The organism is Nocardioides sp. WS12, from assembly GCF_014108865.1.
GTDB lineage: Bacteria > Actinomycetota > Actinomycetes > Propionibacteriales > Nocardioidaceae > Nocardioides.
In genome coordinates this window covers 4,316,204-4,330,108 of sequence record NZ_CP053928.1, presented here as the reverse complement: position 1 = coordinate 4,330,108, position 13,905 = coordinate 4,316,204, and the positions used below count along the sequence as shown (strand labels likewise).

General features: G+C 70.6%; 15 protein-coding genes. 11 read left to right on the top strand and 4 right to left on the bottom strand.

The window, feature by feature from the left end; genetic code table 11:
* The first annotated feature begins 1 nt into the window (after position 1).
* Positions 2 to 556, top strand: a complete 555-nt coding sequence (locus HRC28_RS20975) for a hypothetical protein (protein WP_182377318.1) — start codon at positions 2 to 4, stop codon at positions 554 to 556.
* Here HRC28_RS20975 and HRC28_RS20970 read toward each other — a convergent pair.
* Complete coding sequence (locus HRC28_RS20970) at positions 519 to 1,721, bottom strand: MFS transporter (protein ID WP_182377317.1); 1,203 nt, start codon at positions 1,719 to 1,721, stop codon at positions 519 to 521. The genes HRC28_RS20975 and HRC28_RS20970 overlap by 38 nt on opposite strands.
* A gap of 46 nt (positions 1,722 to 1,767) precedes the next feature.
* On the opposite strand from HRC28_RS20970, the gene HRC28_RS20965 reads away from it, so the two are divergent.
* From HRC28_RS20965 to HRC28_RS20950, 4 genes are read left to right on the top strand one after another with little or no spacing between them, the layout of a single operon-like run.
* Positions 1,768 to 2,328 (top strand): histidine phosphatase family protein, encoded by a 561-nt coding sequence (locus tag HRC28_RS20965; RefSeq protein ID WP_182377316.1) that lies wholly within the window; start codon positions 1,768 to 1,770, stop codon positions 2,326 to 2,328.
* A 32-nt stretch (positions 2,329 to 2,360) separates the two neighbouring features.
* Complete coding sequence (locus tag HRC28_RS20960; protein ID WP_237111592.1) at positions 2,361 to 3,050, top strand: DUF6758 family protein; 690 nt, start codon at positions 2,361 to 2,363, stop codon at positions 3,048 to 3,050.
* A gap of 58 nt (positions 3,051 to 3,108) precedes the next feature.
* Positions 3,109 to 3,990, top strand: coding sequence for a PHP domain-containing protein (locus HRC28_RS20955; RefSeq protein ID WP_182377315.1), 882 nt, complete (start codon positions 3,109 to 3,111; stop codon positions 3,988 to 3,990).
* Complete coding sequence (locus HRC28_RS20950) at positions 3,990 to 4,598, top strand: MarC family protein (RefSeq protein WP_182377314.1); 609 nt, start codon at positions 3,990 to 3,992, stop codon at positions 4,596 to 4,598. The genes HRC28_RS20955 and HRC28_RS20950 overlap by 1 nt, the downstream gene beginning before the upstream one ends.
* A 17-nt stretch (positions 4,599 to 4,615) precedes the next feature.
* On the opposite strand, the gene HRC28_RS20945 is transcribed toward HRC28_RS20950, so the two are convergent.
* On the bottom strand, positions 4,616 to 5,377 hold the full coding sequence (locus tag HRC28_RS20945) for an SDR family oxidoreductase (protein WP_182377313.1): 762 nt from the start codon (positions 5,375 to 5,377) through the stop codon (positions 4,616 to 4,618).
* An 82-nt stretch (positions 5,378 to 5,459) separates the two neighbouring features.
* On the opposite strand from HRC28_RS20945, the gene HRC28_RS20940 reads away from it, so the two are divergent.
* The 3 genes from HRC28_RS20940 to HRC28_RS20930 are packed head-to-tail and all read left to right on the top strand — an operon-like array spanning position 5,460 to position 7,825.
* Complete coding sequence (locus HRC28_RS20940; protein ID WP_182377312.1) at positions 5,460 to 6,254, top strand: ParA family protein; 795 nt, start codon at positions 5,460 to 5,462, stop codon at positions 6,252 to 6,254.
* A gap of 3 nt (positions 6,255 to 6,257) precedes the next feature.
* Complete coding sequence (locus HRC28_RS20935; protein WP_182377311.1) at positions 6,258 to 7,037, top strand: L,D-transpeptidase; 780 nt, start codon at positions 6,258 to 6,260, stop codon at positions 7,035 to 7,037.
* Positions 6,992 to 7,825, top strand: coding sequence for an alpha/beta fold hydrolase (locus tag HRC28_RS20930; RefSeq protein WP_202033140.1), 834 nt, complete (start codon positions 6,992 to 6,994; stop codon positions 7,823 to 7,825). Before HRC28_RS20935 ends, HRC28_RS20930 begins: the two co-directional genes overlap by 46 nt.
* A gap of 22 nt (positions 7,826 to 7,847) precedes the next feature.
* On the opposite strand, the gene HRC28_RS20925 is transcribed toward HRC28_RS20930, so the two are convergent.
* Positions 7,848 to 9,224: a lamin tail domain-containing protein gene (locus tag HRC28_RS20925; protein ID WP_202033139.1), complete on the bottom strand. Its 1,377-nt coding sequence runs from the start codon at positions 9,222 to 9,224 to the stop codon at positions 7,848 to 7,850.
* A 164-nt stretch (positions 9,225 to 9,388) separates the two neighbouring features.
* Complete coding sequence (locus tag HRC28_RS20920; protein WP_182377310.1) at positions 9,389 to 11,164, bottom strand: DEAD/DEAH box helicase; 1,776 nt, start codon at positions 11,162 to 11,164, stop codon at positions 9,389 to 9,391.
* 141 nt (positions 11,165 to 11,305) lie between these two features.
* Here HRC28_RS20920 and HRC28_RS20915 point away from each other — a divergent pair, with 141 nt between their 5' ends.
* The 3 genes from HRC28_RS20915 to eno all read left to right on the top strand — a co-directional run bounded on the left by HRC28_RS20915 (position 11,306) and on the right by eno (position 13,899).
* Complete coding sequence (locus HRC28_RS20915; RefSeq protein WP_182377309.1) at positions 11,306 to 12,019, top strand: ferritin-like fold-containing protein; 714 nt, start codon at positions 11,306 to 11,308, stop codon at positions 12,017 to 12,019.
* Positions 12,020 to 12,021: 2 nt separating this feature from the next.
* A complete protein-coding gene (locus HRC28_RS20910; RefSeq protein ID WP_182377308.1) occupies positions 12,022 to 12,471 on the top strand; it encodes a nuclear transport factor 2 family protein in 450 nt (149 codons plus the stop codon).
* A 150-nt stretch (positions 12,472 to 12,621) separates the two neighbouring features.
* Positions 12,622 to 13,899 (top strand): phosphopyruvate hydratase, encoded by a 1,278-nt coding sequence (gene eno / locus HRC28_RS20905; RefSeq protein WP_182377307.1) that lies wholly within the window; start codon positions 12,622 to 12,624, stop codon positions 13,897 to 13,899.
* The last annotated feature ends 6 nt before the right edge of the window (positions 13,900 to 13,905 follow it).

The window sequence follows — 13,905 nt, the reverse complement described above, 5'->3', positions numbered from 1 at the left end:
GATGACCACTGTGCCCCGTTCTGCAACCGCACTTCCCCGGGCTGGAGAGTCCTCGCGCTCCGGCATCGCTCCGCTCAAGGGCGACCATGCCGCCCTGCTCCAGGTCGTTCTCTTCTGGGCCGGCGCGATCATGCTGCCGCTCGGCTTGGTGGTGATCGTGCTGGGTTGGTACGGCGCGGCGAACACGCCGTACCAGTACGACCAGTTGTCCTACCTCGTCTCCGGCGGCCTGCTCGGCCTCGGACTGACGTTCGTCGGTGGCTTCCTCTACTTCGGCGCCTGGCTGGCGCGGATCGCAGCCGACGGCCGTGAGTCGACGAAGCGGCTCGCCGACACGCTCCTGCTCCTCGCCGATGTCACGGCCAACTCTGCCAACGCCACCGGCGGGGGCCGGGGTGTCGAGGTCGGTGCCATCCCCGTCATTGCCGGCAGCGGCACCACGATGCACCGCCGCGACTGCTCGCTCATCGCCCACCGTGACGACCTCACCTCGGTGGGCGAGGACAATGGGCACCTGGTCATGTGTCGGGTGTGCCAGCCGGGATCGCGCCCCTGACCTCGCCCCGGTCGACAGGACTGAACCACCGCGCGATCGGGATCAGGGTGAGCACCAGCACCATCGGGACGACGAAGCCGAAGCGCAACTGGTCCTGGCCCACCACGCCCGTCAGGACGGCGCCGAGCAACCCGCCGACGTAGTTGAACTGGTTGAACCGGGCGATCACCGCATCGACGCGCTCGGTCGAACCGCCCGCCAGCTGTGCTGCGGCCGAGAAGCTCAGCGGGGCGACGACCGAGACGCCGGCGCCGACGATCGTGAAGCCGAGGACGGCGATCGGCCACGTCGGCGCGAAGGTGACCACCGCCAGCCCGGCGCACGCGACGACCGCGCCGACGCGCAGCACCGGCGGGGCGCCGTACTGCTGGACGAGGCGGTCGCCCGCGAGCCGGACGGCCAGGCTCGCGACGAGGTACGGCAGGGTCGCCAGCGCGAACCAGCGCGACGGCGCATCGAGCACCTCGTCGACGTACACCGCGCCCCAGGTCTGGGCGGCGGTGTCGACCATGTAGAAGACGACCATGCCGAGCCCGACCATGAGGATCGGCCGCCACGGGATGCCGAGCGCTGCGCTCGGGTCGCCGGCCGACCGGTCCTCGGCGGCGGTGGCCTCGCGGGGCAGGAAGGCGCCCGCCGTCATCAGGATCGGTACGACGGCGATGATCGCCGCCCAGCCCAGGTCCAGGTGCGCGGTGGCCAGGGTGGTCGCGGCGCCGAGCAGCCCGCCGAACGTCCAGCCGCCGTGGAAACTCGGCAGGATGGGTCGCCCGTAGCGGTGCTCGAGGGCGACCGCCTGCATGTTGGTGGAGGCATCGACGATGCCCAGCCCGACGCCGTACACGGCGACACCGGCGAGGTGGCCCGGCCAGACCGGCGAGGCCAGCATCAGGGCGGAACCGACGGCGATCAGGACCAGACCGGCGCGCAGCAGCGCGGCGCTCGGCGTGCGCGCCGACAGCTTCTCGGCGAGGACCGAGCCCGCGCCGGCGAGCAGCACGATCCCCAGCAGGACGCCGGAGATGCCGAGCTCGGTGAGGTCCCAGCGGTCCTTGATGTCGGGGAGGCGCGTGGTCAGCCCGATGAAGACGAAGCCCTGGGTGGCGAAGGCTCCCGCAACGGCGAGGCGGTGGCGCGCGAGCGGGCGCTGGTCGGGGGGAACCATGGTCGGATCCTGCCACCCGCGCCCGTGCGCTGGCAGGATGTTGGCCATGGCCGATTCCGCGTACCTCGTCCGCCACGGAGCAACCGAATGGAGCGTGTCTGGCAAGCACACGTCGTCGACCGACCTGCCGTTGCTGCCCGAGGGCGAGGAGGGGGCGCGGCTGTTGGCCCCGCGGCTCGCGTCCATCGAGTTCGCCGAGGTGCTGACCAGCCCGATGCAGCGGGCACGTCGTACGGCGGAGATCGCCGGGTTCGGTGGTGCCGAGGTGTGCCCCGACCTCGTCGAGTGGGGGTACGGCGACTACGAGGGCCGTACGACGCCCGACATCCGCGCAGAGGTGCCGGGCTGGAGCGTGTGGACACACGGCTGCCCCGGCGGTGAGAGCGGGGCCGATGTCACGGTTCGCTGTGACCGTGTAGTCGAGCGGATTCTTGCGGCGTCCGGTCCGGTGCTGCTGTTCGCCCACGGACACCTGCTCCGGGCACTGGCTGCGCGCTGGATCGGGCTGACCGCCAGCGACGGCCGACTGTTCCGGCTGGACACCGCCACCGTTTCGGAGCTCGGGCACGAGCGCGAAACGCCGGTCCTGTTGCGCTGGAATGCTTGACTCGCGCGCCGTGGCGCAGGACGGTTGCGTCCATGTCGAGCGTTGAGCCCGGCCCCGGCGCGGGCGCAGAGGTTCGGGTGGAGTGTCCGCGCTGCCCGGCTCCCGTCGCGGAGGTCGGCGACGGCACCTGGTCGTGCCCCGAACACGGGGTCATCGAGCCGTTGTGGCGGCCGCTGACGCCCTCCTACGAATCGTTCGCCGGACACCTGCGTCGCGTCGGTGCCTTCCCGACCTACCTGCCCTGGCCGCTCGGACCGGGGTGGACGGTCAGTGACTTCGCTGCGGTCGGGCCGACGGACGGCCCGGCGTCGGCAACGTTGACCTGCGTGTCGGGCGCGAGCCAGCTCGACGGTCCGGTCGACGTGATGGTGATCAGCGAGGAGCCCGGCACCGGGTTCGGTGCGCGGGTCGCCGGACTGACGGGCAACGGCGAGGCGGAGCGCCTCGACCCCGGACTCGAGATCGGTGACGGTCCGCCGCCCGTGCGGGTCCGCGTCGACCAGCACCCCGTCGGCCTCTGGTCGGTGTCGATCAGTTCGTCGCCGGGGGACTGGGACCGATCCGTCGTCGCCGGCGAGGCCGGTGGCCGCTGGTTGTGGCTGGTGCTGCGTCCGGCTTCCGCGATCCTGCTGCTGCGCGACGACTGGATCCTGCGGGATGTCTCAGCGACGGGGCCGCAGTTGGTGGCGCTGCCCTTCGGCGGCGCGCCGCCGGCGTGGTGACGGGAATGACACTGTCGTCGGATCGTTGTCAGACAATCCTCGGCACTAGCCTTCTTCAGTGACGACAGATCTGCACACCCACTCGCGCGTGAGCGACGGCACCGAGTCGCCCGCCGACCTGATGCGTGCCGCTGCGGCCGCCGGACTGCACGTCGTCGCACTGACCGACCACGACACGATGGCGGGCTGGGACGAAGCCGCTGCCGCTGCCGAAGAGGCCGGCGTCGCGCTGGTCCGCGGCATCGAGGTCAGCACCTGCTTCCGTGGTGTCGGCGTGCACCTGCTCGCCTACCTGCCCGACCCTGCCGACGCGGCGCTGCAGGCCGAACTGGACCGGATCGTCGTGGGCCGCGAGCAGCGGGTGCCCGCGATGCTGGCCCGCCTGCGCGACCTCGGGATCCCCGCCACCGAAGAGGCGTTGGCCGAGGTCTCCGGCGGCAACGAGGTCACCGGTCGCCCCCACATTGCCGACCTGTTGGTGCGACTCGGCGTCGTGGCCAACCGGGACGAAGCCTTCGCGGGCTACCTCACCGAGGGTGGTCCGGCGTACGTCGACCGGTACGCGCCCGACCTGCTGGACATGATCGCCCTGGTGCACGGCGCCCGTGGCGTCGCGGTGGTCGCTCACCCATGGGGACGCGGCTCGGCCGGTGTGCTCGATGAAGCGGCCTTCGTCGTACTCAAGGAGGCGGGGCTGGCCGGGATCGAGGTCAACCACCTCGACCACGACGCCCACGCCCGCGACGGGCTGCGCCGCATCGCCGACCGCCTCGACCTGATCGTCACCGGATCCAGCGACCACCACGGCGAGGGCAAGGTCGGCCACGACCTCGGCTGCGAGACCACCGCGCCCGACCAGTTGCAGCGGATCATCGACCGGGCGGCCGCACTCGGTTCCCCAACCACCGTCATTGGTGGCGTCATCGGAGAGGTGCGCTGATGCTCGAGTACGTCCTCCTCGTCGAGGTGTTCGTGACGCTGTTCGTGATCATGGACCCCGTCGGCACCGTGCCGATCTTCCTGTCCCTGACCGCCGGTCGTAGCCCGTCGAGCGCGAAGCGGCTCGCCTGGCAGGCGGTCGCGGTGTCGTTCTTCGTGATCACGCTGTTCGCGTTCTTCGGCCAGCAGATCCTCAACTACCTGCACATCTCCCTGCCCGCGCTGCAGTGCGCCGGTGGCCTCCTGTTGCTGCTCGTCGCGCTCGAACTGCTGACGGGCAACGAGAAGGAGCAGAAGGCCAGCGGTGACACCAACGTCGCGCTCGTGCCGCTCGGCACCCCGCTGCTCGCCGGCCCGGGTGCGATCGTCGCGACCATGCTGTTCGTCGGGGACATCGACAGCTGGAAGAGCGGACTCTCGGTCGCCCTTGGCGTCGTCGCCGTCCACCTCGCGCTCTGGGCAGCGATGCGCTACTCCCTGCCGATCCTGCGCCTGATCCGCGAGGGCGGTGTCCTGCTGGTCACCCGCATCGCCGGTCTGCTGCTGTCGGCGATCGCCGTGCAACTCGTCGCAGACGCCGTCCGCGCCTTTATCGCCGGCGAAGGCTGAGTCGCGGCTACCTCCAGCTACTTGCGCCCGAGGCCCTGCAGTCGCTGGAGGGCGCTGCGCGGGACGACACGGGTGGTCGTGACGATCGCCTTGTAGCGCTTCGAGGGAATCGACATCGGTCGGCCCTTGTCGAAGTCGGCGAGGGCGTCACGCACCAGGCGGTCCGGCTCGAGCCACAGCACCTTGGGGGCTGAGGAGTCGCGGTCGACGCCGAGGCGCTCGTGGAACTCGGTCTTCACGAAGCCCGGGCAGAGCGCCATCACGGTGACCCCGCGGTCGGCGTACTCCGCATGCGCCCACGCGCTGAACGAGTTCACCCAGGCCTTGGCCGCGCTGTAGGTGCCGCGGGGCAGGAATGCCGCCACGCTGGAGACGTTGATGACGCCGCCGCGACCGCGCTCGACCATGCCGCCCAGCGCCGCGTGGGTCAGCCGCAGGACCGCCCGCACGAGCACGTCCTGCTGGGCCTGCTCCACGTCGATCGGGTTGTCGAGGAACGCGTTCTTGAGGCCGAAGCCGGCGTTGTTGACGACCAGGTCGACGGGTCGGTCGCGGTCGGCCAGGCGCTGCTCGACGAGACCGAGCTGCTCGAGATCGGTGAGGTCGGCGGACAGTACCTCCACCTCGATGGAGTACGACGAACGCAACTCGGCTGCGACGGTCTCGAGCCGTGCGGCGTCGCGGGCGACCAGGATCAGGTCGTCGCCGCGATCGGCGAGCTGGCGGGCGAACTCGTGGCCGATGCCGGCCGTCGCGCCGGTGATGAGTGCGGTGGGCATGGGCGCCAGTCAACCAGCCGACGCGAAGTTCGTCCCCGGCCCGTGCACCCGTTGCGTGCCCGAGTCCGGCATGATGGTGCCGATGAAGAACGACAAGGGTGCCCGCACGACGATTCTCGCCGTCGCGAACCAGAAGGGCGGCGTCGCGAAGACGACCAGTGTGGCGTCCGTCGGTGCCGCTCTGGCCGAGCTCGGACAGTCGGTCCTTCTCGTCGACCTCGACCCCCAGGCGTGCCTGACGTTCTCCCTCGGCATCGACCCCGAGGACCTGGACCTGTCGATCCACCACGTGCTGACCAAGGGCACGCCGATCGCCGAGGTCATCATCGCGACCGAGGACGGCGTCGACCTGCTGCCGGCGACGATCGAGCTCGCCCGTGCCGAGGCCGACCTGCTGACCCGGACCGGTCGTGAGCACGTCCTGCGCGGCGTCCTCGAGGACCTCGCCGCCTCCGGCACCCACTACGACTGGGTGCTCCTCGACTGCCCGCCGTCGCTGGGGGTGTTGACCGTGGCCGCGCTCACCGCTGCCACCGGCGTCCTGATCCCGCTGCAGTGCGAGACGCTGTCGCACCGTGGCGTCGGCCAGTTGCTCGACACCGTGCACGACGTACGCCGGTTCACGAACCGTGACCTCGAGGTCTGGGGCGTGCTCCCGACCTTGTACGACGGCCGCACCAACCACGCACGCGCCGTACTCGACACCATCTCGGAGACCTACGACCTCGAGGTCGTCGAGCCGCCGATCCCCAAGACCATCAAGTTCGCCGAGGCGCCCGCTGCGGGCCGCTCCATCCTCGCGACCAGCCGCACCAGCAAGGGCGCCCAGGCGTACCGTGACGTGGCCGCATCGCTGCTCAAGCGGGCGGCGCGCTGACCCGTGAAGCACGTACGTGAGACCGGCGGGCGCCACCGCGCCCCGGGCAAGCATCGCGCTCCCGCGAGCCCCCGCTACGGCCGGATCTCCGCACTCGCTGCTTCGCTCGCAGTCATGGCGATTGCCGTGGCGGGCGGGTTCGGCCTGGTTCCAACCGGCCCCGATCGTTCCGCCGCCGCCACGTCGCTGACGGCGTCCGGGGCCCGCAACGCGGATCCCGTCGAGGCCACCAAGGACAAGGCAGCCACGGCCGATCCGACGGAACCGACCGAGGAGGCCGTCGAGCCGGCCGCGGACGACGCGCTCGAGACGCTGTCGACCTCCGGCCTCGCCGATGCCGACGGCAGCAGCAAGATCGCTGCCTCGACCGAGACGAGCGGCCTGCCGCCCCGCTCGGGCAAGGGCCGGCGGGTCGTGTTCAGTGAGAGCAGCCAGCGAGTGTGGCTCGTCGACAGCGACGGCGACGTCCAGCAGACCTACCTCGTCTCCGGCAGCATCGAGGACAACCTCGAACCCGGCACCTACGCCGTCTACTCGCGCAGCCGCAACGCCGTGGGCATCGACGACTCCGGCACGATGGAGTACTTCGTCCGGTTCACCCAGGGCACCCGGGGAGCGGCGATCGGCTTCCACACGATCCCTGTCGATGACGGCGCCCCCGTGCAGACCCTGGGTCAACTCGGTACGCCGCTCTCGCACGGCTGCATCCGCCAGAAGCGGTCCGACGCGATCGACCTGTGGGACTTCGCCCCGATCGGTACGACGGTCGTCGTCACTGCCTGATGGCCGACCAGCTCTGGGTCGAACCGGCTGAGCCGTCGGGCCGGGGAGTCCTGGTGGTGTCCGGTTCGAGTGGCCGGCTGGACGAGCAACGCGCGCAGGCGCTCGCGGGACTGGGCGCTGTCGCGATGACGATCCGCTGGTTCGGGGGCCGGGGCCAGCAGCCGGGCCCGTTCGAGGTGCCGCTGGAGACGTTCTCCGACGCGCTGGACCTGCTCGCCGAGCGCTGTGATCGTCTGACGGTCGTCGGCACCTCCTTCGGTGCCGAGGCCGCGCTCCTCACGGCGTCGTACGACGACCGGGTGTCGTCGTGCGTGGCGTTCGCGCCGTCCTCGCTGGTCTGGGCCGGCTTCGACGGACCGCGGGAGACCTCGCACTGGACACGGGGCGGAGCAGCAGTCCCGTTCGTCCCGTTCGCCGAGGACTGGTCGCCCGACGAGGATCCGCCGGCGTACCGCTCGCTCTACGAGCGGAGCCTTGCCGTGCACCGTGACGAGGTGGCCGAAGCCGCGATCGAGGTCGAGCGGATCCGCGGCGACCTGGTGCTCGTTGCCGGTGGCGACGATCGGGTGTGGCCGAGCGTGTGGTTCGCCGAGCGGATCGCTGACCGGCGTCGCGAACACGGGCTGGAGACCACCGTGGTGACCCACCCCGCCGCCGGCCATCGCACGGTGTTGCCGGGGGAGCGGCCGGTCGAGGCGGGGCAGGTCATGCAACGCGGAGGCACGCCCGAGGCAGACCAGGCGCTCGGCGAGCGCTGCTGGCCCCACGTCGTCCGGGCGCTGGCGTGACCAGGCGCCCGGACGACGAGGCTCAGCAGGTGACGGTGCCCTTGCGCAGGGCGTGACCGCTGGTGTTGCTGTCGTCGGCCCAGAAGACCGGCTTGAACCCGCCGACGCACTCCGCGGCGGCCGCAAGGGAGAAGCCCTCGTTGTTGATGTTGGACATGCCCGAGGGGCGGTCGTACGTCGCTGTCACGGCGAGCGCGCCCGAGGCGTTCACCGCGAACGTCTTGTGCTTGCCGCTGCAGGTGTCGTCGCAGACGACCCACAGGCGCGAAGCCTGCGGCTCCCACTGGAGCTCCATCACACCGGCGAAACCGCTGCTGATCGACGCGACGCGGGTGTAGGTGCCGGAGTCGAGCAGCACGTAGCCGTAAATCATGCCGGTGCCCTCGACGCCCACGAAGAAGACGCCTCCGGCGTGCGCGGCGTACGCCGCCGGGTTGTATGGCACCCCGGTGGACTCGTCCTTGAAGCCGGCGCCAGTCAGGGTCGCGTCGGGCACGAAGGTGATCGCCTCGAAGCCGGCGTTGGAGCTGACGGACGGGAGGTTGGAGGTCAGGTTCCACTCGCGGGTGGCGGTGAGGGAGCTGCCGGTGCCGCTGACGTCGTACCGCAGGACCGAGAGGCGGCTGGTGCCAGACGCGTCGCCGTTGCGCTCGCTGGCGACGTACACGTTGCCGCCGGTGGCGGTGACGCCCTCGGCGTCAGCCGTGCCGGAGCCGCCCGTGAAACGGAGGGACTTGCCGCTGGTCCAGCCGTTGCTGGTGTCGGGAGTCCAGCCGCCCGAGCCGTTCGGGAGCAGGCGCCACAGCTTGCCGCTGTTCTGCGCGGCCCACATCACGGTCCCGTCCTGGAAGAGCCCACTGACGTCGGAGCCGAAGACGTTCGACGCATCGGCGTTCGCGATCGTGCTGCCGCCGGGCCAGGCGCTGCCGGAACCGGAGCCCGAGCAGGAGTTCGCGGCGCCGAGCGTCAGCGTCGCCGGACCGAACGCGCCGGTGCCGTCGGGGCACCGCGACCACGACGGGTTCGAGTGGCTGGTCCAGGTGAAGGTGTCGACCAGCGTGGAGCCGTTCGGCAGGTAGACGCGTGCCTTGTCCGAGGAGCCCAGTCCGAACTTGCCGTCCACGTCGAAGGCGCGGAACGCCCCCGGGGCCAGCGTCGTACCGCTCGCGATCTGGAACTTCGAGCCGTTGTCGTTGTCCTTGAGGATCCAGCCCGAGATGTCGACGGTGGCGGTGCCCTTGTTGACCAGTTCGATGCTGTCGTCCACGGAGCCGGTGGTGACGACCTCGTTGATGCGGATGTCGTCGGTCGGGGCAGCCTGCGCAGGCAGCACCCCGAGTCCGAGCACGGGGGCCGCGCACGCGGCGAGAAGCATGAGGGAGCGACGAAGAGGGGTCACGGTTGTCCGTCCTGGGTCAGGTGAATCGGTCGCCCATGACCCTTCCGAGTCCGTGGGAACGAGCCCACGCCGACAGGCTGAGCACCGTGTGAACGGGAAACGAAACTGGCGCGCTGTCCGACCGAAGTCGGACAGCGCGCCAGCCCTGTCAGTGCAGTGAGACCTCAGGCGGTCTGCGACTCCGCGCCGCCCGTGGCCCCACCAGCGCCACCGCTACGGCGACGACGGCGACGGTTGCGGCTCGCGCCGGCTGGACGCTCGGCGCCCTCGGCCGTCGTACCCTCGGCTGCCGGAGCAGCAGAGGAAGCAGCAGCGGGGGCAGCAGCGGGGGCGGTGCCCTCGGCGGTCACGCCGCTGCGGGTGCGCGTACGGGTGCGCTCGCCGCCCTCGCGGGGCTTGCGCTCGCCACCTTCACGGGAAGCGTCACGGGCACCGTCACGAGCACCGTCACGACCACCGCGCTCGCCACCACGACCACCACGGTCGCTGCCACGGCCACCGCGGTCGCCACCACGGCCACCACGATCGGCACCGCCGTCGATGCCGCGCTCACGGTCCGCCTTGGAGACGTGCGGCGGGGCCGGGATGAGCCGACCCTTGGTGCCGGGGGCGATGCCCTGGTCGTGGTAGAGGTGCGGCGAGGTGGAGTAGGTCTCGAGGGGCTCGTCGAACGGCAGGTCGAGCGCCTTGTTGATCATCTTCCAGCGGTGCACGTCGGTCGCGTCGACCAGCGTGATCGCGATGCCCGAGGCGCCGGCGCGGCCAGTGCGGCCGATCCGGTGGACGTAGGTCTTGTCGTCCTCGGGGCAGGTGTAGTTGACGACGTGGCTGACGCCGGAGACGTCGATGCCGCGCGCGGCGACGTCGGTTGCGACGAGGACCTGGATCTTGTCCTCACGGAACTTGTTGAGCGCCTTCTCGCGCGCCACCTGCGCCATGTCGCCGTGCAGCGGGCTGGCCTTGAAGCCGCGCTCGACGAGCTCGTCGGCAATCCGCTGCGCCTGGCGCTTGGTGCGGGTGAAGACGATCATCTTGTCGGCGTCCTCGGCCTGCAGCAGGCGGCCGATGATCTCCGGCTTGTCGAGGTCGTGGGCCAGGTAGATGAACTGGGCCGTGGCGGGCACCGTCGAGTTCTCGTACGACGACTCGGCACGGATGTTCATCGGGTGACGCATGTGCATGCGGGCCAGTGCCACGATCGCCGCGGGCATGGTGGCCGAGAACAGCATGGTCTGGCGGGTCTCGGGGGTGAGGCGCAGGAGCTTCTCGACGTCCGGCAGGAAGCCGAGGTCGAGCATCTCGTCGGCCTCGTCGAGGACGAGCGCGTGCACGTGGGACAGGTCGAGGACCTTGCGGTTCGCGAGGTCGATCAGGCGACCGGGGGTGCCGACGACGATGTCGACACCGGCCTCGAGGGCATCGATCTGGGTGTCGTAGCCGACGCCGCCGTAGATGGTGAGGACACGCAGGCCGCGGTCGGCGCTGGCGAGCTCGAGGTCGCTGGACACCTGGATCGCGAGCTCGCGGGTCGGCGCCACGATCAGCGCCTGGGGCTTGCCCTGGGCGATCTCGGTGTAGTCGGGGTCCTTCGTCGCAATGCTGCGCTGCAGCACCGGGATGCCGAAGGCGAGGGTCTTGCCGGTGCCCGTGCGGGCCTGGCCGATCAGGTCGGTGCCGACCAGCGCGACGGAGAGGGTCATCTCCTGGATCGCGAAGGGGTGCACGATGCCGCCGCGCTCGAGCGCGGTGCAGATCTCGGGGTGGACGCCGAGGTCGCGGAAGGTGATCCCGGGGACCACCTCGACCTGCTCCTCGGTGAGGGTCTCGATGCCGGCCGCGACAACTTCTTCGGCCGTGACGTCGGTGGTGGGATCGTTCGTGGAGGTGCTCAGGGTCGTGTCGCTTTCGTGAGTGTCGTCAGCCGCGGTGACAAACGCCATCAATCAATGCGGCTGTTTCACACTCAGCCGCGCACATACGTGGGCAGGTTGCCCGGCGGGCCGTCTCGGATCGCCACCACGAGGACGTGGGGCGGGTCGGGCAGGCGCTCGCGCCCGCCAGTCTACTTGTAGCCTGCCTCCATGGCTGAATCCGTCGACGCGCCCGCGCCCGTGGCCAATCCGGTGCCCGACACCGATCCCGCCTACCGCGAGGCCGTGGTGGACCTGCTCGGCGCGATCTCGTACGGCGAGATCTCCGCCTTCGAGCGGCTCGCCGAGGACGCCAAGCTCGCGCCGACGCTCCCCGACAAGGTGGACCTGGCGACGATGGCGAGCATCGAGCTCGCGAAGGTGCACCGCCTGCATGACCGGATCCGGTCCTTCGGTGCCGACCCGTTCGTGGCGATGGCGCCCTTCAGTAGGCCGATCGACGAGTTCCACGGCCACACGGCGCCCGCCGACTGGTACGAGGGCCTGGTCAAGGCGTACGTCGGCGACGGGCTCGCCAACGACTTCTACCGCGAGATCGCGGCCTACCTCGACCCCGAGACCCGCGACCTCGTCGTGTCCTCCATGGAGGAGGGCACGCATTCGGCTTTCGTGGTCGACCGCGTCAGGGCCGCCATCGTCGAGGACCACCGGCTCGGTGGCCGGCTCGCGCTGTGGGGCCGTCGCCTGATGGGGGAGGCGCTCACCCAGGCGCAGCGCGTGGCAGCGGATCGCGACGCACTCTCGGCCCTGCTCGCCGGTGGTGTGGATCGCCCGGGGCTGGACCTCGCGGCCCTCGGCCGGATGTTCACCCGTCTCACCGAACGCCACATGGCACGGATGGCCGAGCTCGGCCTCGAGGCCTGAGTTTGTCCGACGACGGCCGCCGGATCGAGAAGCTGCTCTTCGCCTACGCCGACGGCGTGGACGCCGGCGACCTCGCGGCGGTGGGGGAGTTGTTCCGCCACGGCCGGGTCTGCGGCGAGACGCCCACGGGACCGGTCACCCTCGCGGAGGGACCGGCCGCCGTGGAGGCGTTCTACCGCTCGATCATCCGTCTGTACGACGACGGCACGCCCCGCACCCGACACATCACCACCAACGTGACGGTCGACGTCGACGACGCTGCGGGCACGGCGAGCGCCGCGTCGTCGTACACGGTCTTCCAGGCGACGCCGGACCTGCCGTTGCAGGCGGTCATCATCGGGCGCTACGCGGACACGTTCCGCCGGGTCGACGGCACCTGGTGGTTCGAGACCCGCACCATGCGCGCCGATCTGACCGGTGACCTCAGCGCGCATCTGCTGCGTCGCCCCTGACCGTAGCCAGGGGTTCGACCCGGTCCGTCAGCGGAACGCCCGGTGGGTGCTGCCCGGTCTGGTGCTCTGCGCGGTCTAGGCTGCGGTGGACGACACCGTCCACCGTCAGCACCCCGTCAGCACCGTCCCAGCACCTCAGGAGCAGTACACGTGGCAGCGATCGAAGCCGTCGGAGCCCGCGAGATCCTTGATTCGCGCGGCAACCCCACCGTCGAGGTCGAGGTCCTTCTCGACGACGGATCCTTTGCGCGTGCGGCGGTGCCGAGCGGCGCCTCCACTGGCGCCTTCGAGGCGGTCGAGCTCCGTGACGGCGGCGAGCGGTACGCCGGCAAGGGCGTCGAGCAGGCCGTCCTGGCCGTCATCCAGAAGCTCGGCCCGGCCATCGAGGGACTTGATGCAGCCGACCAGCGCCTGATCGACCAGACCATGCTCGAGATCGACGGCACGCCGAACAAGGCGAACGTCGGCGCGAACGCGATCCTCGGCGTCTCGCTGGCCGTGGCCCGCGCCGCCGCGGACTCCGCGCAGCTGCCGCTCTACCGCTACGTCGGCGGACCGAACGCGCACCTGCTGCCCGTGCCGATGATGAACATCCTCAACGGTGGCGCGCACGCCGACACCAACGTGGACATCCAGGAGTTCATGATCGCGCCGATCGGCGCTCCGACCTTCCGCGAGGCCCTGCGGATGGGCACCGAGGTCTACCACGAGCTCAAGGCCGTGCTGAAGAGCCGCGGACTCGCCACTGCCGTCGGCGACGAGGGCGGCTTCGCACCCGACCTCGAGTCCAACCGGGCGGCGCTCGACCTGATCGCCGAGGCGATCGGCAAGGCCGGCTACGTCCTGGGCAAGGACATCGCGCTCGCGCTCGACGTCGCCGCGTCCGAGTTCTGCGAGAACGGCTCCTACACGTTCGAAGGTGCGCAGAAGACGGCAGCCGAGATGACGGCCTACTACGCCGAACTCGTCGCCGCGTACCCGATCGTCAGCATCGAGGACCCGCTGGACGAGGACGACTGGGACGGCTGGAAGGCCATCACCGACGAGCTCGGCACCAAGACCCAGCTCGTCGGCGACGACCTGTTCGTCACCAATGTCGAGCGGTTGCAGCGCGGCATCACCGGCGGCCAGGCCAACTCGCTGCTCGTGAAGGTCAACCAGATCGGCTCGCTCACAGAGACCCTCGACTCCGTCGAGCTCGCCCAGCGCAACGGCTACCGCTGCATGATGAGCCACCGCTCCGGCGAGACCGAGGACACCACGATCGCCGACCTCGCGGTCGCGACGAACTGCGGCCAGATCAAGACCGGCGCCCCGGCCCGGTCCGAGCGGGTCGCGAAGTACAACCAGCTGCTGCGCATCGAGGACGAGCTCGGTGACGCTGCCCGCTACGCCGGCGCTGCCGCCTTCCCCCGCTACCAGGGCTGAAGCCGG